Source organism: Paenibacillus sp. 4624 (assembly GCF_050435065.1).
GTDB lineage: Bacteria > Bacillota > Bacilli > Paenibacillales > Paenibacillaceae > Paenibacillus > Paenibacillus amylolyticus_D.
In genome coordinates, this window is the sequence record NZ_JBNDJR010000002.1 from 1 (window position 1) to 22568 (window position 22568).

The 22568-nt window shown below is 44.6% G+C and carries 13 protein-coding genes; 9 read left to right on the forward strand and 4 right to left on the reverse strand.

Translation table 11 applies throughout. The features are described 5' to 3' along the window. The 3 genes from ABIE27_RS04475 to ABIE27_RS04485 all read left to right on the forward strand — a co-directional run. Positions 1 to 3003 (forward strand): S-layer homology domain-containing protein (locus tag ABIE27_RS04475; protein ID WP_429349987.1); only part of this gene is annotated, 3003 nt, incomplete at its 5' end. Positions 3004 to 3422: 419 nt separating this feature from the next. After that, the gene (gene pyrH, locus ABIE27_RS04480) at positions 3423 to 4160 is read left to right on the forward strand and encodes a UMP kinase (RefSeq protein WP_123063816.1); all 738 of its coding nucleotides are present in this window, start codon (positions 3423 to 3425) and stop codon (positions 4158 to 4160) included. 274 nt (positions 4161 to 4434) lie between these two features. Continuing rightward, positions 4435 to 4890: a hypothetical protein gene (locus ABIE27_RS04485; RefSeq protein ID WP_123063817.1), complete on the forward strand. Its 456-nt coding sequence runs from the start codon at positions 4435 to 4437 to the stop codon at positions 4888 to 4890. Between the two features lie 241 nt (positions 4891 to 5131). Here ABIE27_RS04485 and ABIE27_RS04490 read toward each other — a convergent pair whose 3' ends face one another. From ABIE27_RS04490 to ABIE27_RS04500, 3 genes are all read right to left on the reverse strand, one after another. Beyond that, positions 5132 to 7162: a right-handed parallel beta-helix repeat-containing protein gene (locus tag ABIE27_RS04490; RefSeq protein ID WP_429349988.1), complete on the reverse strand. Its 2031-nt coding sequence runs from the start codon at positions 7160 to 7162 to the stop codon at positions 5132 to 5134. Between the two features lie 276 nt (positions 7163 to 7438). Continuing rightward, the gene (locus ABIE27_RS04495; protein ID WP_123063819.1) at positions 7439 to 7891 is read right to left on the reverse strand and encodes a HEAT repeat domain-containing protein; all 453 of its coding nucleotides are present in this window, start codon (positions 7889 to 7891) and stop codon (positions 7439 to 7441) included. Between the two features lie 132 nt (positions 7892 to 8023). Beyond that, on the reverse strand, positions 8024 to 9019 hold the full coding sequence (locus ABIE27_RS04500) for a YndJ family transporter (protein WP_123063820.1): 996 nt from the start codon (positions 9017 to 9019) through the stop codon (positions 8024 to 8026). A gap of 373 nt (positions 9020 to 9392) precedes the next feature. Between ABIE27_RS04500 and ABIE27_RS04505 the strand changes: the two genes are divergently transcribed. Together ABIE27_RS04505 and ABIE27_RS04510 are read left to right on the forward strand one after the other, a co-directional pair. After that, positions 9393 to 9779: an ArsR/SmtB family transcription factor gene (locus tag ABIE27_RS04505; protein WP_240036789.1), complete on the forward strand. Its 387-nt coding sequence runs from the start codon at positions 9393 to 9395 to the stop codon at positions 9777 to 9779. After that, complete coding sequence (locus tag ABIE27_RS04510) at positions 9779 to 10642, forward strand: aldo/keto reductase (RefSeq protein ID WP_123063822.1); 864 nt, start codon at positions 9779 to 9781, stop codon at positions 10640 to 10642. Before ABIE27_RS04505 ends, ABIE27_RS04510 begins: the two co-directional genes overlap by 1 nt. Positions 10643 to 10781: 139 nt before the next feature. On the opposite strand, the gene ABIE27_RS04515 is transcribed toward ABIE27_RS04510, so the two are convergent. Continuing rightward, a complete protein-coding gene (locus ABIE27_RS04515) occupies positions 10782 to 11180 on the reverse strand; it encodes a hypothetical protein (RefSeq protein ID WP_123063823.1) in 399 nt (132 codons plus the stop codon). Between the two features lie 391 nt (positions 11181 to 11571). On the opposite strand from ABIE27_RS04515, the gene ABIE27_RS04520 reads away from it, so the two are divergent. The 4 genes from ABIE27_RS04520 to ABIE27_RS04535 all read left to right on the forward strand — a co-directional run bounded on the left by ABIE27_RS04520 (position 11572) and on the right by ABIE27_RS04535 (position 22558). Next, a complete protein-coding gene (locus ABIE27_RS04520) occupies positions 11572 to 13311 on the forward strand; it encodes an ABC-F family ATP-binding cassette domain-containing protein (protein WP_123063824.1) in 1740 nt (579 codons plus the stop codon). Positions 13312 to 13492: 181 nt separating this feature from the next. After that, positions 13493 to 14578, forward strand: a complete 1086-nt coding sequence (locus ABIE27_RS04525) for a 5-methyltetrahydropteroyltriglutamate--homocysteine S-methyltransferase (protein WP_429349989.1) — start codon at positions 13493 to 13495, stop codon at positions 14576 to 14578. Positions 14579 to 14592: 14 nt separating this feature from the next. Further along, positions 14593 to 16083: an aldehyde dehydrogenase family protein gene (locus ABIE27_RS04530; RefSeq protein WP_123063826.1), complete on the forward strand. Its 1491-nt coding sequence runs from the start codon at positions 14593 to 14595 to the stop codon at positions 16081 to 16083. A gap of 409 nt (positions 16084 to 16492) precedes the next feature. Further along, positions 16493 to 22558: a DUF7601 domain-containing protein gene (locus tag ABIE27_RS04535; RefSeq protein WP_429349990.1), complete on the forward strand. Its 6066-nt coding sequence runs from the start codon at positions 16493 to 16495 to the stop codon at positions 22556 to 22558. The last annotated feature ends 10 nt before the right edge of the window (positions 22559 to 22568 follow it).

Genomic DNA, 22568 nt, shown 5'->3' on the forward strand with positions numbered 1-22568 from the left:
AGCGGGAATGTATATATAGCGGATTATGGTAACCAGCGAATTCGGAAAGTAGATCCGACAGGGGAAATCAGCACGTTGGCGGGTAACGGTATTAGCGGCTATTCAGGAGACGGAGTAGCGGCGACCTCGACCCAATTGAAAAACCCGTATGGAGTGGCCGTAGACGGCAGCGGGAATGTATATATAGCGGATTATGGTAACCAGCGAATTCGGAAAGTAGATCCGACAGGGGAAATCAGCACGTTGGCGGGTAACGGTATTAGTGGATATTCAGGAGACGGGGGAGCGGCGACGTTGGCCCAATTGAACAGCCCGACTGGAGTGGCCGTAGACAGTAGCGGGAATGTGTATATAGCGGATTCTGGCAACAATGGAATTCGGAAAGTAGATAAAGAGGGGAAAATCAGCACCTTTGCGGGCACGGGTACAGCCGGCTATTCAGGAGACGGGGGAGCGGCGACGTCAGCAAAGTTTTTCTTCCCGATTGGAGTAACTGTAGACAGTAGCGGAAATGTATATATAGCAGATTATGGTAACCAGCGAATTCGGAAAGTAGATCCAGCGGGGAAGATCAGCACGTTGGCGGGCACGGGTACTGCTGGCTATACAGGAGACGGGGTAGCAGCGACGTCGGCCCAATTGAACTACCCGCGTGGAGTGGCTGTAGACAGCATCGAGAATGTGTATGTAGCGGATTATTCGAACTATATGGTCCGGAAGCTGGCGGCTCCAATGCCAGCGCAAACAGTCAGCGCGTCCGCATCCACGCCTACTCCCGGAGCCGGTGTGGATGATGCGATCACGCTGACCGTGAAGGACGAGCTGGGGACTACGGATACGACGTTCAGCGGAGCGCATGATGTGACGATATCCGGCTACGTGCAAGCGCCGAACGGTTCGTATGGCAGCTTTAACGGGACGGACTTGACCGCGTCACCGAACACGGTCAGTGTTACGTTTGCGAACGGGGGAGCCACGGCGAATCTGAAGCTGAACAAGGCTGCGGAGCAACCTATCGGCTTGAGCGTGGCAGACGTGGCAACGCCGGGGGCGAATACGCTGAGTATCACGCCAGTAGCGGGAAGTACGGCTACGATGGTGTTGACCACCGATGTTACGGCACCAGCCAGTAACGGAGGTATGTTCGCGCAGCAGCCGGTCGTGACGCTTACGGATGCTTACGGCAATACGAGCGTGAGCGACAATAGCACCATCGTGACGGTATCGAAGAAGGATACGGGAACGTGGACGCTGACGGGAACAGCGACGGCAACAGCGAGCGCGGGTGTTGTAACCTTTACCGACCTTGGCGCAACGAATGCTACGCAGGCGACGGGAGCGCAGCTCGCCTTCGATGCGAGCGGAATGGCACAAATTGCGAGCCAGTCTGTAATACTCCCCTGGCCTGGAGTAGCTGAACCGAGAGTGGAGTCTGCTACAACGGGAGACAGTCACGTACGCTTGACTTGGAGCGAAGTGTATGGATCCGTCAGCTACGCCGTGTATCAGAGGACAGCTTCCGGCACTTATGGAGATGCAGTCGCTACAGTGACCGGATTAACGTATGATGCCACCGGATTAACCAATGGGACAACCTATTATTTTGTCGTGAAAGCAGTGAATCCATCCGGAATAAGCGCAGCTTCTGATGAAGTGAGCGCAACACCGCAAGTCCCGGCGCCTGGAGTACCGGTACTGGGGCCAGCTACACCGGGAGATGCTCGAATAAGTCTAACGTGGGATGCGGTGATCGGTTCCACAGGGTACAAAATATTCAAAAGCACAACCCCCGGTGCTTATAGATCAGAGGAAGCTTCGGTAACAGGTTCGGTATACGGCTATGATGTAATGGGGTTAACGAACGGCACAACGTACTATTTTGTCATCCAAGCGACGAACCCGGGAGGGGACAGCACTTCTTCCAATGAAGTGAGCGCAACGCCGCGAACGGTTCCATCGGCTCCAACGGGCGTAGCCGCAATAGCTGGCGATAGACAAGCAGCGGTAAGCTTCACTCCCCCGGCCAATGGCGGAAGCAACATCACTTACTACGAGGTTACAGCTATGCCAGGAAATATTACCGTAACAGGAGCGGGCAGCCCAATCGCGGTAACCGGGCTATCCAATGGAGTGACGTATACGTTTACGGTGCAAGCTGTCAATAGTGCGGGCAGAAGCGTAGCTTCCGACACCTCTAATGCCGTGACGCCATCGACACCTACTCCGGCACCCGATCGGTTACCGACGCCATCGACACCTACTCTGGCACCCGATCGGTTACCGACACCATCGATACCTACTCCGGCACCTGATTCAGCACCGACACCAGGTTCTCCAGAGCCTACGGTTGATGTATTTAACAGTAACATTGTTAATGAAACCAATTTAGTAAAGACGATTGAATCCAAAGTAGCGGAAGCGAAGGAAGCAAACGCTACAATTGATTTTACTGACACGCAAGGGCACTGGGCTAAAAAAACAATCGATATCTTCGTCCAATTGAAACTGATTAATGGCTATGACGATGGTACGGTTAGGCCAAACAATCCGATCACCCGCGCGGAGTTTACCGCGATGCTGAATCGCGTGTTTAATATCCAAGCGGGCAACAATACGAATGTTGTTTTGAAGGACATCGATCATCACTGGGCAAAAGAAGCGGTTGAGAACCTAGTCGCGGCAGGGGTAATTCATGGCTACACGGACGGTACGTTCAAGCCGAATCAGACGATTACACGAGAAGAAATGGTGGTCATGCTGTCTCGTATCGTAGACCTAAATAACGTGACGAAAGATACCATAAAAGGCAACTTCAATGATTTGAATGGTGCTTATGCAGCTAGCGAGATTATAGCAGCAGCGCAAGCAGGTATTGTTAGCGGTAAAGGGAATGGAATATTCGATCCCAAGAACAATGCCACACGTGCAGAAGCCTTGCAGATCATCTTGAATATGTTGGAGCTTAATCCACAGTTGAAGACGTTGTTGGGTTCGTTTAGCTAGTATAGTGTCGATTCTCTGAATGAAACTCGCCGTTTTAAGCCTATATTTCAATTACGAAGGACGCCCGATTAGGGCGTTCTTCATTTCGCTGTATAGATGATACGGTGAACCATACTACAAGTAACGGCGAAAAATTCTAAGCAGCCACTCGTTCCCAATACTCACTTTTCAGCTTATTTTTTCACTGTGCCAGTCATTAAAGAAAATATTATTTGATGCCCCCCGAAAAAATAGGGTAATTGCAATCTGCCTTTACGTAATGTAAAATTATTTGATGGAAAAAACATGGAAGGAGTGGGAGTATGAGGTGGAAACAGAAGACTTACATTCAGTCGACTTGCGTAATTTCATATTTCCATTCCATTAGAACACTAAAGCATTTATTGCTTTAGTGTTTTTATTTTATGGGGGTGTAAGAATTGTCAAGGTACAAAAGAATTCTCGTTAAGCTAAGTGGTGGAGCAGTAGCAGGAAACTCTGAATTTGGTTTTGAGCCAGAGATGTTAGATCATATTGCAGATGAAATTATGTCAGTTGTAAACTTGGGCGTTGAAGTATCGTTGGTTATAGGTGGGGGCAACATTTTCAGAGGTAATATGGCGGAAAGCTGGGGGATAGAAAGGGCAGAAGCTGATAATATTGGGACACTTGCGACTGTAGTAAATAGTTTAATGCTTCGTGGAGTTCTTAAGGCCAAGACCCAAAAGGAAGTACGAGTAATGACGGCAATACCTATTACTTCAGTTGCAGAACCATACATTCGTCTAAGAGCAGTCCACCATCTAGAAAAAGGCTATATTGTAATTTTTGCAGGGGGGAATGGTCAACCTTACGTTACAACAGACTATCCTTCAGTACAAAGAGCCATCGAGGTTAATTGTGATGCTTTATTAGTTGCAAAGCAAGGTGTTGATGGTGTTCTTAATGCAGACCCTAAATTGGATAAAGATGCAAGGAAATTTCGCTCACTTCATTACAACGATGTATTAAAACAAAACTTAAAGGTAATGGATCAATCAGCTTTCATTTTAGCAAGAGACTACAATCTGCCCATGCATGTGTTTAACTTCGATAAACCAGGATCGATGAAGGAAATTTGTGAAGGTAAGAATAACGGTACGATAATTAGTGGCGAATCAGTCTTAGAGTTGGAATGAAGTATGTTAGAAATGCTACTCCCCTTTATGTAGCGGAATGATAGTTCCATAAAGGAAAAGGTATGAACACAAACCTACTCCACCCAAGGAGTGGGTTTGTGTTTATATTGATATGTATATTTTGTGGTCAGACTGAACGTTGTGTTTAGTTATATTACGGAAGGGTCGTACCACAAGTAGGGTAAAATGGATGATAGTACTTCAACTTTAATTAGTTTACATTAATATATAGTTTATAAATCAGAATAAGATACAAAATTTGGAGGCTTTTACTATGAAAAATAACACAAAAATATTATTGACGGTTCTGATTACCATGGGAATCCTTATTCTCCTGTACATGACTACTACTCATTCAAATACAGAATCGGAAACACCAAATGAGTCCATTAATACTTCTTTACCCACATTAACAGTAATTAGCAATGAAGACCTTGCTGGCACTTCAACTATGAAACAATTTGATATGCCGGATGGATATGGTTATGTAAAGGTGAAGTTTAAAAGCACAGGTTCTAAGCCATTTACTTTCACCATTAACCTAGGATCTGCAGCAGGAACAATGAAGATGTCCGGAACTATTCCAGCGGATGGAAAGGAGCATAACTTCTTTAACGACAAGGTCTGGTCAACTGGAGACTACTTTGTAAACATTTCTTCCTCACAAGGTATGTCTGGTACGTTGAGTATAGATCTGGGAGCTGATATAAATAAAATAAAGAGTTTATGAATTTTTAAACTAACGATATAAGCTAAGCATTTATGAAGGAACAAGAAAACAAATTGGTGTTGTTGATGTAACTGAGAAAGTTGAGGATAACGAGAAGATTTGTATTTAGTTGTTATTTGAAAACCAGAAGATTTTTATTATGAAATTACAGATCACCTCACTACGGACGTTTCTAATTTTAGTAGTGGAACATATAAAAAAAGATCCAGTCACCTAAATTGACTGGACCCTCAATAACAAACTAAATCTCAAGCTCAACATTACCCTTCTCGCTTAATTCAAACGGACCTGGTGTAACATCTGCATCGGGTCTCTTTGTTCCGAAAAAGTCGGAGTCAAAGCGATATGGAGTGCTGTCGGGTTCCTCGTACTTCATATCGGCGTGATATGTCTTTCCGAGCAGGTCGGTGGTAATCGCCATGGCAGAGGTGCCCCGAAGCAATTCGGGCTCATTGATCTGAATATGCACCTTGCCTAGCGAAGGATCAACCTTAATGTTTATAGCCTTCTGTGTGTGTATCTTCGCATCGGATTCGTGACGACTTGGAACGGCATGGTTGAGATATACATTTCCACCCATAGCTACTGGTAGAACGGCGTTTCCTATAAAGAAATCCTTCGCGGCATCGCCAAGCTTCATAAGCTCTTCTTTGGTGTATTCCCACCACTTTTTATCTTTGACATTCGGGTGTTTGTCATAGCCACCAAGTCCCACAGCATGCAGATAACAAATGGAATTGTCCGGCACACCATCCATGACCGTCTTCCCGTCCTCCCCAACGGCATCCCTTGGTTTAAGGGGGAGATGCTCAAAAAAGGTGATTGGAACAGGTTCCTTATCGGCGTCGGCATCGTTATCACCTAAAAAGATATTGTTGTAGTACCTGTCATCTCCTCCAGTGATATTGGAGTATCCCGCCATGGCCGTCTCATGAGGGAAGTGATATGGCGTGATACGCGTGATTTCGGATCGGACGACAAATCGGCCTGCAAATAAATTATGAGCAAATGCTCCGCCTTGGGCCATATTTCTGAAATTCATAGGTGAGAGGAACAGATTATGGTCGACCATATACGGGCCATGGCACACCTCAACGAAGAGGTCTTCTGAAATGTTATCAAAAAATACATTGCGGCTGATCCGAGTTCCTTGTGCCTGCCAGTCAAGCCAAAGCGCACGGTAACAGCTATAGATCGTATTTTCGTTAATTTGAGTGTCTAGTGCAGCATGCAGTTTAATTCCCGCGACTTCGGCACCATGTCTGAGCCGTTTGTGATGAATGTTGTAGATGCGGTTCTGGTATATGTGGCTGAAGGCTGCTCCCATATGACCGACAATACCTGCCTGCTCACAATCATGAATTACATTCCCTCGAACGATGTGACTGCCGATGTGATCTTTATGCCAGCCGGAGCGTAATGCGCGTAAAATAACTTCCTGCTCCCGTTGAGTCCCGCCTTTACTACGCTTTTCCAAAGAGTTGGAATGACCTGTGCCGATTTCGGTACCCAGGCTAATACCAACACATTTGGATTCACTGATTATATTGTTCTCAATAATCCAGCCCTTGCTCCAGTGGGGTCCAATCAAACCTTCCTGGTAGTCGGTAGGCGGTGCCCATTGAGGAGAGGCTTGACGAAGTGTAAACCCACTTACGGTGATATAATTGAGTCCTGGTTTCTCAGGCCAGAAGCAATAAGGACGTACATTAATTTCTACATTTTCCTTACGAGGGTCTTTTCCGCCAAAATTAGCCCAGATTTTTGTTGTTGTAGAGCCCACTTTCGCATACCATTTCAACAGTGAATCCTTGGGATACTTCGCATCAGGCCATAACTCAGGATTGTTAACGCTTTCAATACTATCGCATTCATACAATGATTTCCCATCCAAGTAGACGTCGCCAAGATGAATCGGGAAGGGCCCGTCAAACAACCAGTCTCCACTAAGCTCTACCTCAAAGGGATTACGAACGGAAAAGATAGAATTCAGCACTTCGGTACTCCAAACGTTCTCTCCTTCGGACTTCCAGTTAGTAATCCGTTCAGCTCCTGTAATGACGACTTCGCCGTCTCCTGCGGATCGATAGACGATTCGATGCTCTTCGGTTCCTCCGTTCGCCGGGTTAACCCACTCTCTGTATACTCCCGCATGAACGATAACTGTATCACCAGCCAGGGCATGAGCCGCGGCGCGTGATATGGTACGAAGGGGTTGATCCGCTGTTCCTTTTCCTTGATCACTCCCATGTATGGATACATGATATTCCATAACAGCTCTCCTTCTTCCTACCTTATATAACTCGTAAGCGTTCCTTACAAGCTGAAGGCAGACTCATTTTAAAATTATTGTTGTATCCCGTTATTATACTAGAAAATAAATGTAATGGGAGAGACAGGAAGATGGATGTTTTATGAACAGCTGCTCTGGTGACATTGATCTGATGGAGATGACCCTGAAAAAACAGAGAAGCCACTCCAACGTTTGAAGTGGCTTTTTTACTCGGCTATTATTTCGCACTCGGCTATTCATACCGGTGATCGGAGGCTATCTTCTGCTTAGTGTCTCCCAAATTCCATGAAGCCAGGAGTCGAACTCAGCATCTTTGTCGCCCTCGTAAGTATCATAGATATCCAGACGTGTCTTTTGCAATTTTTCCTTAAATTCCTCAAATGTGTGACCTTCGGGAAGGCTTTTTTTGATCCGCAGCAAAATTTTGTTGGTACCTTTAAACAGCTCGCCTTTGTTTTTGGCAGGCATCTGTACATCTTCATCCAACTGCTTAAGCTTGAGATATGCGGCTTCGCGCACTTGAAACACTTGATCATTTTTCAAAACATTCTGCAGCAACTTAATGGTAGGTTCTGTATCCCAGTTCCCCAATTCGTTCACCGCATTCAGTCTGTCTCTCCAGCTTGACGTCCGATTAGCCGCCCGTTTGAGCTCTTCAAAGTTTTCTGGTAGCTCGTTAACTGCTCCAATTTCATGGTTGTTCGTCAAAATTCAATCTCCTTAATCATCGCCATCTCGGCAAATGATGAATGTTATTTATGTGATCACTATTATAGCACGAACCTGACTAAACTACTCCTATGAAGCTGATGGGCTAGCCTAAAACCACTTTCACCCAATTCATAAAGATGTACCAACCCATCTATTCTCCTTGCCAATCTTTTTCCCCTGGTTAGAGTCTACCATGTACACCCAACCAATCAGTCCACATAAAACAAAACCAAATGCGTGTAGAGCTCCGTAAATAGGAATAAAGTCGAGTATGGTTAAGGAGTACATATTTTTCAGTAACGGATAGAAGATGGAAATGACAACAACCGTGTAAAAGGCTAGGCTAGAAAGGCCTAAGAAGAAGGATACCTTCATATTAAAAGCATTTTTCCTCAAGTAAGCCAGGAGATAAGCAGTATAAACCACAATATTACATGCGAATAAAGCGACACCAACGTACTCGATCGGCTTGGAGAAAATCATACCAAAAGCAATCAATAGCGGTCCGATAATATCGATGGCAACGACCCAGGGATACCAGCTTTTTTTTGCCATAATCCGTCCCAGTGCACCAATGAAAATCGGAACGATCGCAGATGAGAAATGAAAGTGAACCGAGCTTAACGCGTGTGTCGCCACATTAGCATTGAAGAGCTCCACTTGATATTGATATAACGTAAACCACATGCCCCCGATAAAAAAGTAAACAAGTCCCGCACCAATCGCTATTTCCGCTGCTTTTCCTTTAGCAATCACAATCGTGGTCAAGCCATAGACACCAAGCAGTAGTGTGAACAGTAGCCAGCCTAGGGAGAGCATGCCTGGTATTGCCGTGCCTTCGAATCCCCACATCTTATTGCTCATGACGGAAAATAGGGTAAGAAGCGCTGCCGGATATTGAAACCATTGCATAAGAACATAAACCACTCGTTGCTGTGTATTCTTTGCATCATATCTCAAAAGCAAAATGACAAGAGGTACGATGAGGAATGCCGCGAACAATAAAAACTTTTCAACAAGTTCGAAGTGAAAGTAATCCAAATAAAATATAAGAATCGTCATGATTCCACCGGGAATCACAGGTACGAAAATGGATTTCATCGGTTGCTTGAGAGAGCGATTCATGGCGGTTCCTTTCTAACTATATTTGTTGTATAAACGGCCTGCATTCAGTTATGTAGCATCCTTTAGGATAGATAGGCAATGCTTATTTAAGTTTAACACATTTAATTTTCAAAATATGGCCTATTTGATCTACACTGGTATTTATTTAGTAGATGGAATTTCACTATGCCTAGCCTATAAAGCGAGCCCCTAGACAACATGGTGAAGCGCACCCCCCCCCAAGTATTGGCAATTTTTTTGAGAAACCCCTTATAACTGAAAAAGTAATTGGAAAAATGTTGTTCTTGGATTTCTTTCCCGATGTACTGCTGTGTATGAGATCGTGGTATCTTATATCCGTCAAAAGAATTAAACGGTTCAACGAAAAGGGGAGATTCCCGTCGAACAGCAATTTTTGAATACAATCGCGACCGAATTTAAGAACAACCAGAAGGTACTGAATGCAATTGGAGACGAGACTCGGCAGGCGATCTTAATGGCTTTGATTCAAGGGCCGCAGAAAACGGGAATGCGTGTGGGTGAGATCAGATTACAAACACACCTCTCCCGGCCTGCTGTATCGCACCATCTGAAAATACTGAAAGAAGCGCAGATTATCAGCGTTCACAAAGAAGGAACTCGTAACTTTTATCGGCTGGACGCCGGAAGCAAGCTGAAGTCGTTGAAAAACTTGGCGAGTGAAATTGATAAGCTATTTGAACAATGTGAGGAGCCAGCCACGGAATCACGATCCCGAACCAATGAAAGGGACGATCTTTGATGAAACGTACAATGCAAGCATCAAACGGAGTCGAGATTCCGCAACTCGGATTCGGCTTATATAAGATTAAGCAGGGGGAATCTTTCGAAAAAACGGTTGAAGAGGCGATTCGATACGGGTATCGCCATTTCGATACAGCGAAAATTTATGGGAATGAAGCAGCGCTAGGGCGAGTCGTACAAAAAAGTGACATTCCTCGAGAGGAGTTCTTTATTACCTCAAAAGTATGGACGACAGATCTCGGATATCATGCGACGAGAAAATCATTCGAGCAAACTTGCCAAAGACTGAACGTAACCTATCTTGATATGTATTTAATTCATTTTGCCGGTGCCCATTATGTAGACGCCTGGAAAGCGATGGAAGAGTTATACGATGAAGGCCGGATCAAAATCATAGGTGTAGCTAATTTCGAGATAGAACATCTGGAGCATCTGAAGAAACATGCCCGGATTTTGCCGATGGTGAATCAAATCGAAACACACCCGGAGTTCCAGCAGCGCGAATTACATGATTATATGGTAAAAAATCAGATTCTGCACGAGGCATGGGGCCCACTAGGACAGGGGAGCAAAGAACTGCTGGAGCACCCCGAACTGCTTGCAATCGCTAGTCATCATAAGAAATCAGTGGCACAAGTCATTTTGCGCTGGCATATGGAGCGGGGCATTATTGCGATCCCGAAATCATCAAATCCTCTAAGAATACGAGAGAACAGTGATCTATTCGACTTTGAGTTGAATGCAGAGGAAATGGAACATATTCGCCGCTTGGATACGGGAAAAAGATACTCCGTAAGCCCGACAGGTCTTATGGTCCATCCGATTTACATCAAACTTATGAAGCTATTCAGTCGTCCATAATAACGTATAACGAAAGGGCCATCCGACAAAGGATGGCCCTAAACGTGCTGTTACAGACAACCAGAGAAATGTACCACTAACACAGATAATATCGGAGCCGTAAAGCTCTTGAAAAGAAAAACACCCTAAGTTTGTATTTTTACCGATTTTTGAATCTAAAAATGGCGGAGACAACTCCATGTAACACTGCACCTAAGAAACAAAACAATAGTACAACTAGTTTGTTGTCTATCTCATTGTTGAGGAAAATAATAATAGAAGCAAATGAAATACATATTGCCAAGGCATAAGTAATAACTAAGCCTAAGTAGAATTGTACTCCTCTTGTTTGCATCTTTAATTTATCAAATACAACAGAACAAATGTATCCTAATACAAAATATAAAGGAAAGCTGTATAAGAAAAACAATAAGTAAGTGTCACTAAATGATGAATAGGACGAATTAGGAAGTCTTTTCTCTAGCGGTACATAAGAGCAGATGGCCAAAAGTAAATTAAATAATAGAGCTGAAATTAGATTAATAAGTGCTCTTTTCATTTGTATATACCTCCTGATAACAAAACAAACTTTTCTTGAGGGTCCTCAATTTGAAATATATTATGGAATGCCAGAGTATACGCAGGATGTGATATGGATATCGGTCAATTAAAGAATGATTTCCTAAGGTACGTCGTTGAGCAAGGCGAAAGGGCCTTTCGACAAAGGATGACCCTAAACTTGTTACTCCAGATAGCACGGAGAATCGTATCACAGAATACCTAATCAACATAGCCAAACTTTGGTTCAGGCCTAGTAATACAAATCAATTGTACTTGCCGCCAATCAGTGTTACGCTGAGAATCGACAACCTCAGGCTTATTCGAATTTACGTTTTGCAACAATCCCACAAAATAATCACACTATTTTAGATACCAAGAAAGGTAACACCATGATCAAAGTCCAAAATCTATCCTTTTCTTTTCCACAAAAAGAACTCTACAAAGACATTTCATTTACCCTCGAAGAGGGCCAACACTGCGCTTTTATCGGCACAAGTGGTAGTGGCAAAAGTACGTTGATTGAAATCCTGATGGACCCGGAAAAGCATCTGTTCGAGGGAAAGCTGGAGATCGATCCTGATTGCACCATCGGGTATATGAGTCAGTTCTCACAGGTAGACCCAACGACAGAAATGACCGTTTTTGAATATATCGGAGAAGAGTTTATCAAGCTTCAGGATGAAATCACAGCGATGTATGCGGAAATGGCCAACACATCGGATATGGATTCGTTGCTGGAAAAAGTCCAATTGGCTTTGGACGCACTGGAGGCCATGGGTGGAGATGATTATGAAAACATCATTCATAAACAGTTGAACCTGGCCAACCTCTTGAAGCTAAAGGATGCAAGCATATCGTCCTTAAGCGGCGGGGAATTCAAGCTTATTCAAGTGATGAAGGAAATGCTACACAGTCCGGATCTGATGATCATGGATGAGCCGGATGTATTTCTGGATTTCGAAAATCTCAATGCGCTTAAAAAATTGATTAATTCCCATAAAGGCATGCTACTGGTCGTTACGCATAACCGTTATCTGTTGAATCATTGTTTCAACAAAATCATCCATCTTGAAAACATGGAACTCCAGGAATTCGATGGACGATATATCGAGTACAACTTCTCCTTGCTTCAGACGAAGATTGAACTGCAGGAAATCGCAGTTGCTGAAGCGGAAGAGATCGAAAGATACGACGGTGTTATCGAAAATCTCAGAGCAATCGCAACGATTAATTCGGAAGCTTCCAGAGGAAGAGCATTAAAAGCGAGAGTGAAATTTCAAGAACGCTTGGAAGCGCGTAGAATCAAAGCGCCGTTTGTGGATATTAAGCAGCCGAATATTCAGTTTGGTCTGGATCATCAAGTCGAAGACAGCATCGCTATCAAGGTCAATAACTATAGTGTTTCCTTTGACGAGCTAGTTCTGCAAGATGTGAACTTCGAGATCAAATCGACAGATAAAGTGGCCATCATCGGCCCCAATGGTACCGGAAAAACAACGTTGCTCCGGGATATTTTCAAAAATAATCAGCCATCTATTGAAATCAATGACGATATCAACGTGGCTTATCTATCACAGCTTCAAGGCGAAACGCTCAAAGATTCGAATACGATCCTCCACGAATTCATCGATGCCGGGTTCGAAACGTATGATGAGATCCGGGCCTATCTTGTGAACTACGGCTTTGAAGGCGAAATCCTGGATCAAAAGATCGAATCACTGTCCGGCGGCGAAAAAAACATGCTTCAACTGGCTAAAGCTGCCGGGGTGCAAGCTGACCTGTTGCTTCTTGACGAACCGACAAGCCATCTGGATATCTATTCGCAGATTGCACTGGAGAGAGCCATCGAAGAATATCAAGGCGCGATTCTTATGGTTTCGCATGATTTCTATTCGGTCGTCAACGGTATGGATTATGTACTCATCATTGAGAATAAGACGATCAGAAAAATGAGTATGCGCAAGTTCAGACAGATGATTTACGCCAGCCATTTCAATAAAGACTATTTGCAAAATGAACAAAATAAAAAGGCTGTTGAAATGCAGATTGAATTGGCTTTGAAAAATACCGATTTTGAACGTGCAAAAGGCTTGGTTGATGAGCTGGAAGGCATCATTAAGCAGCTATAATCATCAAATAACGTCGCTCCATTCTATAAATCCACTACCCGATGAGGTTGTGGATTTTTTGCTTATTGAGGGCTTTTTGTTATTGCTAAAAGCTATGACCAGTCATGCTTTTTTCATATTACGGGTAATCATTTTGATCGTGCTATACTCAGGAAACTAAAAGTTAGAAGGAGATTTTTCTATGATACCATTTCGTAACGATCATGTTGGAAGCTTCCTACGTCCTGCGAACTTGAGTCAGGCACGTGAACAATATAAAGCTGGCACGATTACATATGGGGAACTAAGGGATGTCGAGGATCAAGAGATTATCCGATTGATTGAGAAACAAAAAGAAAATGGCGTACTCGCTATTACGGATGGTGAATTCCGCAGAAGCTGGTGGCATTTTGATTTTCTGGGCGGCTTGGATGGCGTAGAGCTGTATGAGGAAATTGATGGACCTCAGTTCCATAACATGCAGACTCGCAAGGGTGGAATTCGGGTTGTAGACAAAGTCGATTTTTCTAAGCATCCCTTTGTGGAGCACTTTAAATTCGTGAAAAAACATGCAGGTGACGCTGTCGCAAAACAAACCATTCCAAGTCCGAATATGCTTCTTTATCGATTGGAAAACGGCGCCAACAGCTATACGGATCGGGAGCGATTCCTTCAGGATACGATTGCGGCCTATCAAAAGGCCATTCAAGCCTTCTATGATGCAGGATGTCGTTATCTGCAATTAGACGATACAGCTTGGGCAGACCTATTTTCAGAGGCTGGTCATGATAAACTGCGCGCTAAAGGTTTGGAACCGGCGGAAGAGTTGAAAACGATGCAGCGTATGATTAATGAAACCTTGGCTCATAAACCGGCAGATTTAGTTGTGACGATGCATATTTGTCGGGGGAACTATAAATCCAACTATTTCTCAACGGGTGGTTACGATTATGCTTCTGAAGTTATTTTTGGAGGCTTAAATGTAGATGGGTTATTTTTAGAATTTGACGATGAGCGCTCAGGTAGTTTCGAGCCATTAAAATATGTGAATCGAACAGATTTGAAAATCGTGCTTGGTTTAATCACATCGAAAAACGGCGAATTAGAAAATAAAGAACAGATCAAAGCCAGGATTGCAGAAGCGGCAACCTTTGTTCCTCTTGATCAGCTTTGTTTGAGCCCGCAATGCGGCTTTTCTTCCACCGAAGAAGGCAATATTTTAACAGAAGAACAACAATGGCGCAAACTTCGTTACGTTAAGGAAATTGCAGAGGAAGTATGGAGTTAACGGAGGGATTTCATATGACTATTCAAGCAGATCAAGAGACAGTTACCGTTGAAGCCTTTATTAACGGTCAACATGTAAAATCCCTTTCGCAGTTAGCAAAAGAGAATCCGGCTAATCCAACTGAAATCGTAGGATATTTTCCTGTCACGACCAAAGAACAAGCGGTCATCGCTATTGAAGCCGCGTCAGGCGCTTTCAAAACATGGAAGCAGACCTCCATTGACGAACGCATAATTCGGATGCGCAAGGCAATAGAGAAAATTAGAGCGGCGGAGAATGATATTGTTCATTTGCTGTCCAGAGAGCATGGCAAACCGCTGTATGATGCACACGGTGAAATTTTTGTTTCGCTGATGTGGATGGAGTTTGCTTGTAATGAAGCTACATCCGTTCTGGCGGAAGAGATCCAGGAGCATGACCATGGTAAAACCATTATATCCAACGATCCAATTGGTGTTGTGGCAGCGATTAGTCCATGGAACTACCCGATTGCTCTATCTACGATCAAGATCGCTCCTGCATTACTTGCGGGCAACACGATCGTGCTTAAACCGAGTCCATATGCACCACTGGCGGCGGCGAGGGTGGCAGAGATCATTGCGAGTGAGTTCCCGGCTGGTGTAATCAATGTTGTATACGGTGATGCAGATGTGGGCGTTGAACTGACGAGTCATCCTCTTGTGACGAAAATCGCCTTTACAGGTGGAACTGCAACAGCGAAGCATATTATCAAAGCCGCTTCCGAAACAATTAAAGATATGACGCTGGAGCTTGGCGGGAATGACGCGGCAATCTTCTTGGAAAGCTTTGATGTTCAAGACGAACGAGCCATGCGCCGGATTGTCATCTCTAACTTTTTGACAACAGGCCAAATCTGTATGATTGCCAAACGCGTATATGTACACCGTTCGATTTATAATGAATTTGTGGAAAAATATATAGAGGCAGCCAATCGCTGGATTCGAATTGGTGATCCTTTTGATCCAAACACGACCGTGGGGCCCGTTAATAACCTGAAGCAGAGAGAGTACGTGCATGGTTTGGTTGAAGATGCGCAGAAACGCGGGGCCAAGGCCATCCCTCTCGGCCAAATCCTCGATCAAAAGCGGTTTGAACAAGGCTACTACCTGCAACCTACACTTGTTTTGGATTGCGATGTTCATGATCCGATTGTCGTGGAGGAACAGTTTGGTCCGACGGTTCCAGTTCTGCCATTTGACGATGAAGAGCAGGTCATTAAACTGCACAATGAGAGCATATATGGACTTACGAGTTCTGTGTGGGGAAAAGAAGAGGATGCCATCTCTTTGGCACGTCAACTCGAAGCTGGAACAACCATGATCAATACAGCTGCTGTGCAGGGGCTTGATGTTCGGTTCCCTTTTGGTGGCTTCAAGCAATCGGGTATTGGCCGTGAATACGGCGCAGAGGGTATTCTCACGTATACGGAAAGGCATGTGATCAACGTTCCGAAGATGCTGGATCTTCCATATATACCCGAATAGATTTTAATCGAATAGCACACCACTTTGACATCGTGCAGGGAATAAATATGATGTGAAATTAGAATTAAAAATTAAATTTAGGCTCTCCATGAATTGCGCTTTGTTTACTGATTGTCAAATCAGTAGACAGGGTGCTTTTTTGCTTTGATATAAGATTCGCAACCCATAATTTATAGCTTAAAATGCACCACATATCTAATGGACACAATTCAGTACGAATCATGTCCAAAGGGCAAATATACCTATGGTCAGAATTTGGTTAGACCCCTAATTTATAATGGTCAGGTATGCCATATATATTTGATGGGATTTTTCATCAATTTCCTGTTGTAAGGAGAAGAGCGGGTAAGGGGAGAGAAAAAGTTTCCGGGTTCCGCCCAAAATTTATGAAATGGAGGAGATTCTCGTATTGAAGCAAAGACGCAATGTAGGTAAACCGTTATTGTCCTTATTTCTGGCAATTATGCTTGTTTTGCAGACAGTGATGTTCTCCACTGCTGCATATGCGGAGAGTGTACCTAACGATACTGGAATGGAAGCAGTTAGCGGATCTGACTCGCAGAGTATGGACAAACCGTCTTCGGTATCTGAGGCAGTGTACGATGTACCAGACAATTCCATAATGATGGCAGCAGCTGTCCCAATGGACAAAACAGCAGTATTTATGGAATCTAATGTATCCTTCCCACTGGAGTTGAAGCAAGGGAATGTGGTTATTGATCTGAACGGTATTATTCAGGGACGAAAACCATTTACGCTCAAATCGGAAGGGCTCAAGGTACCTGTCAATGGGGATGATTCCAATCCAACGAATGCAGATCCTGAGAAATACATTCAAAAGGGTGACTGGATTGAGCTGAAAAGAGAGGATTACTTCAAGGAAGTCGTGCTTCCGACAGCGACGAGACCCCTGTATGCACAGACCGACTCAGGCACCAAACAGCTGGGTACGACCTACTTTACTCCAAATAGCATTCGAGTTGTCTTCGACGGTGATGATAACTTTTTCAATGGTGTAGGACGAGGTATTACTTTCAGTTTCGAAACGACAGCTGATGCAGATGTAACAGGATTGAATTACGGTGATAAAAAGCCTGTTAACATCTTTGGTAGTACATATCAGCTAGAGAATCCAAATGTTACAGCAGAGTATGGTATCACGTTAACCTCGCCTGGAATGATCAGGTGGGATCAGTATAGTTATCGTGGAATTCAACCGGCTCAATTTGTTGAAGGCGCGATTACTTGGCAGTCAACCGTATCCGCGTCCGACCAGTTTGATAAAACGATCAAATTGCCATTAGACGGGAAGACATTTTATACCAATCCCTCAGCATATAATACGGGATCTGGAAATTCACGCGGTATTTATGTGGAGGGTTCCTTCAAAGTTAACGATCAGAACGTATCCCCAGTCGTTGGGGCAGACGGATCGCTGACTTACATTTTCCCATCAGGAACAGGTCCAGAGCCAAAAGTGGAATATAAAACCTGGATTCCCAAGGATTCGTATTATTTCGAGTATCGGAACCCACCAAGCAATCTGGGGCGTAGCCACCGGGATATGAATGGTAAAGTGGAACTGAGACAAGACAATAGCATGCTTGTACAGGCTGGGCTGGAGATGACCTTTGCTCCCGACTGGATTCAATCCAGTGCCTCATACGATCATGCGAGTGAGACCATTACCTGGAAAGTCACGGTTAACCAATATAACAAAAGAGGGTTAAAGGACTTTACGATTACCAATGGTTTACCCGCCGGGCTGAACTTTTTATCGGCTGAATGGCAAGAGGATGGCACCGAATCTGGATTAACACCCATTACACCAGATGCAAACGGCGTGTATTCTTTTGGAAATATTAACGGTAAAGTGGATTTATTTATTAAAAGCAAAGTAATAAGTGGTTCCAGTTTCAGAATCGATCCTCGTGCCAACTGGAATCTGGATACACCGGCTGATATACAGAACAACGATGTGAAGGCGGGTACGAGGCCCACAGCTGTAACGGATGAGGCCATCGTTAACATCGGCGCGCATAATTTCACAAAGTCAGGCGCTGTATCTATAGAGGATTATAACCAAGGTAGCATCACGTGGACGGTTAACCTTGCTCCACAATATGCTCTGCCGAATGCGGCAGTATATGATGTCTTGGTACATGGCGGTAATTTGGACGTCTTGGACAATGCCGTAGATGTAAGTGGTGAAGTGAGTGTAGAAACCATTGCGAAGATCAAAGCAAATGTAACTTCCGCGCAGCTTTGGAAGCAGTATAAGGCAGGAACGCTGAAGACGAGTGCAGACAATCTGACGATGAAGGCGATCCCTTTAACGGTGGATGGTAAAGTGGTGGCGGACTTGATTAAGGTGACTGGATATACGGAAAATTCCGCATCTTTCAGCTTCCGTGCACTGGAGACCAACCCGGACATCCTTTTTAGACAGGACATCAACGTAGGGAAAACAAGTTCGAATCGTGCTTTGCTCATTGATGGCGAAAGCGTAAGACAAGCGCAAAACAGCGCCAATCTTCACCTTCGAATGCTGAACAAGGATATGCTCTTTGCTTCGAGACCATTGAAAGTAGATGGCACACTTGAAAATGTTAGCCCAAATAACGTTAACAGTTACATTAGAAACGATAGTAATGATGCATGGACGATTTCTGCTTATGACCGGACAACCAAGACAGTCACCTTCCGTCTAGGAGTAAACATGCCTGGATATAACACAGAGGAAATGGCTAAAGATGGCGGTAATCGAGTCATTAGCAATATGAAGTTAGTGGATACATTGCCTGAAGGCTGGGAGTTTGTTCCTTTTTCTGAGGGTAAAGATTATGAGCTTTGGAAAGGATTTTCCGACAACGGTGCAGGTACAGAATACGGTACGAGAAACGATGCCAAAACGATTATTGAACCAGGCACTGATGCTCATGTCGTAAGCTCCTTCACCCATAATGGCAACGTAGGAACGTTCACTTTTTCTAAATTGGAAAGTCCTTATGTTATCTTGGTGAAGGCAAGACCTTCTAACGAAGCTTTAGAGGAATATTTGAACGAATACACGACGAGTGGCACGGACAAGCAGGTGTTATATAACAAAGCTGACCTCCATATGTCTTGGGGTGGAGTAGAAAAGATTGTCTCTGAACAGCGTAAGATTATCGTACCGATCCAGACTTTGGGCAAGTCGGTAACTAAACCTGTTCCAGGTGTGTTGGAATGGACAGTAAACTATACTCCGCCGTTTAACATGAAGCAGGGCGTTTATCTGGAGGATACCCTGGGTGCAGGCATGAACCTACGTTATGAAGTTAACGGAAAGCTTGTGTTGACATCACCTAGTATGGCAGTCTATCCTGCTAAGCTAACAGCTAGTGGTACTCTGGAACGAGGTGAATCTCTCGACCTGAGCGACCCTAATAGCGAAGTTCAAGTAGAGGTTGCACCAGGTGCAGAAGGGACTACCGTTCTCAAATTCAAAATGAACAACCCGAATAAGTTTTACCAGTTTGTATACCAAACTGAAGTTGATCCTTCGAAAGCGAAAGCCGGAGATAAAATGGGCAACGAGGTGAAACTGAAGGGCGATGACAGTCTGAGTGCTGTCAGTGCCAGAAGTGAAAGTACACTGGACAGTTCAGACGTAGCAGGTAGTTCAAGCTCGAATGCTTTACTGCCTCTGAGAAAAGTAGATCCCAATGGAAATCCGCTTAAGGACGTAGAATTTACACTCTATAAAAAAGACAACGGAGCTACAGTTACCAAAGGGAAAACCGATAGTTTAGGGAAACTTAATCTGCTATTCCCTGACCCAGGCTACTATGAGCTGAAGGAAACGTATATTGACACAAATACCTGGTTGCCAACGACAAGGGTTTATCAAGTATATGTAGGAAATACACCAGGGAAACCACTCTGGGTAGACGGAGTAAAAGTAACCTCGGATCAACCGCTGATTGTGCCTACACCTGCCCAAGGCAAGCTGACCATTACCAACAAGGTAGAAGGCAACGGTAGTGATCCGAACAAAGGATTTGTATACACCGTGACCTTCGCTGGTGAAGGTAAGGACGGAGACTATATCTATAAGAAATCGGATAATACGTCTGGAACGCTCAAAAATGGAGACAAGATCGTCCTCAAGCACGGGGAATCCGTATTGCTTCCTGCTTTGCCTGCGAATCTGGTCTATACCGTGACCGAGGACGATTATACGACCGCTGATGGCTATACAACTACACCTGATACGAGAGAACTGTCCGGCTCCATTGTGAACAAAGGTGATCATAAAGCGGACTTCATCAACGAACGAATCGTCAACAAGCTGACCATCAGTAATACGGTCATGGGCAACGGTGGCGATAAGACGAAGGAATTCGAGTATACCATCCACTTTGAGGATACAGGCAAAGATGAAAGTTACTCCTACATGAAGTCGGATAATAGTACAGGCACGATCAAGTCAGGCGACACTTTCCGCCTCAAGGACGGAGAGACACTGGATATTTCAGGCCTGCCTAAACATCTGAAATACACAGTTAGCCAAAAAGATTACACAACCGATGAATACATGACTACTCCTGAGGAACGGTATTATTCCGAAGTGATGAAAGGCATGGATGAAGAAGCTCCATTCACGAACGTGCGCGTCTTGAAGGGCGGACTACTCATCAGCAACACAGTGAAAGGCAAAGACGAAGATAAGAGCAAGCCGTTTAAGTACACAGTCACCTTCACAGGTGAGGGATCAGATGAGTCCTACGCCTACGAGAAGTCAGATGGCAGCAAGGGCATGATCAAGAACGGCGATAGCTTCGAGCTTACCGATGGCCAGACACTTATTGTGCAAGGACTGCCGTCATCTCTCGAGTATACGGTAACGCAGGACGATTATACGAAAGATGGTTATGTGACAGACCCTGAACGTTTTGTTCGCACGGGTGTGATTCCGGAGAAAAAAGCGGCGGAGGCTAAATTTAAGAATACTCGCCCTTATCTGGAAGGTGTACTGCGTGACAACAATACAGGAGAAGTCATTCCGAATGCATCCATCACAGTGACCGATCTGAAGACAGGCGAAGAGCTTCAGATTGAGACAAATGAGAAGGGTGAATATGCGGTCCCAGCCGTAGCCGATACGGACTACACGATCACATATACGAAGTTGTACCGAGTAGGCGGGAGAGATGTACCTGTTAAGTTTACGCAAAAAGCAAATGTAAACAGCAGTGTTACAGACGAGACCATTCCAGCGGATATCACGGCTGTAGGTATCATTATGCTCAAACAAATGGACGGAACAACAGAGCTATTTAACAGCTTGCATACCAGCCATATGTATATCTACCTGAAAGACAGAGACGGTAATTATATTACGGAAAATGGTCACCCTAAGGCTTTTCCAATGGCTTCGAACGGAACTTTCTCCGTGGAAGGGTTAAGCGAACAGAAGTATACCATGGAAGTTCGTTATCAAGTGGAGACTGGTGAGGAGTTACTCCTCAAAGTGACGCAACTCGACGTGAAAGCTAACGGAGAGCTGAATATTTCTGAGGAATTAGTTGACCCTTACGGTACGGTCTATGATGAAACTACAGGAACTGCGAGCACGGGCAAGAAAATTGAGGGAGCCATAGTTACACTGTATTATGCGGATACACAGCGGAATAGAGATAAAGGCCGCATTCCGGGTACAAAAGTAACCCTACCAGCGGTTCCGAATTTCCCGCCGCACGACAACAAGAGTCCAGAGCAGGATAGCGATGTCAATGGATTCTATGCGTACATGGTATTTCCTGAAGCAGATTACTATCTGGTCGTAACGAAGGATGGATACGAAACGCACACTAGCGGTACGATTTCTGTAGATTTTGACATTGTCAAATACGACGTGCCAATGAAGCCGATCCGTTCAGGTGGTGGCTCCGGCGGCAACAGCGGAGGCAACAATGGCAACAGTGGAACCAATAACGGTACTCCAGGAACGAACACCGGCAACAGTGGAACCGACCCTGGTATCCCAGGAATCAACAACGGTACTCCAGGAACGAACAATGGGAACGGTGGGACCGATAATGGTATTCCAGGAACCAACAACGGTACTCCAGGAACGAACAATGGGAACAGTGGAACAGATAATGGTGTTCCAGGAACCGATAACAGTATCCCAGGAACTGACACTGGCAACAGCGGAACCAATAACGGTACTCCGGGAACGAACACCGGCAACAGTGGAACCAATAACGGTACTCCAGGAACAAACACTGGCAACACCGGAACCAATAATGGCAACAGTGGAGCGAGCAAAGGTGACCATGTTACGGATGACGTTAGCAACGAGTTGGACGATGCTCCGAAAACAGGAGACAACAGTATATCGCCAATGTTCTATATGATTTTGGCACTGATGTCCTTGATCACGATCGCTTTCTGTCTGCTCGGTAACAAGAAGAAAAAGCACATTTAATGACCGGAAA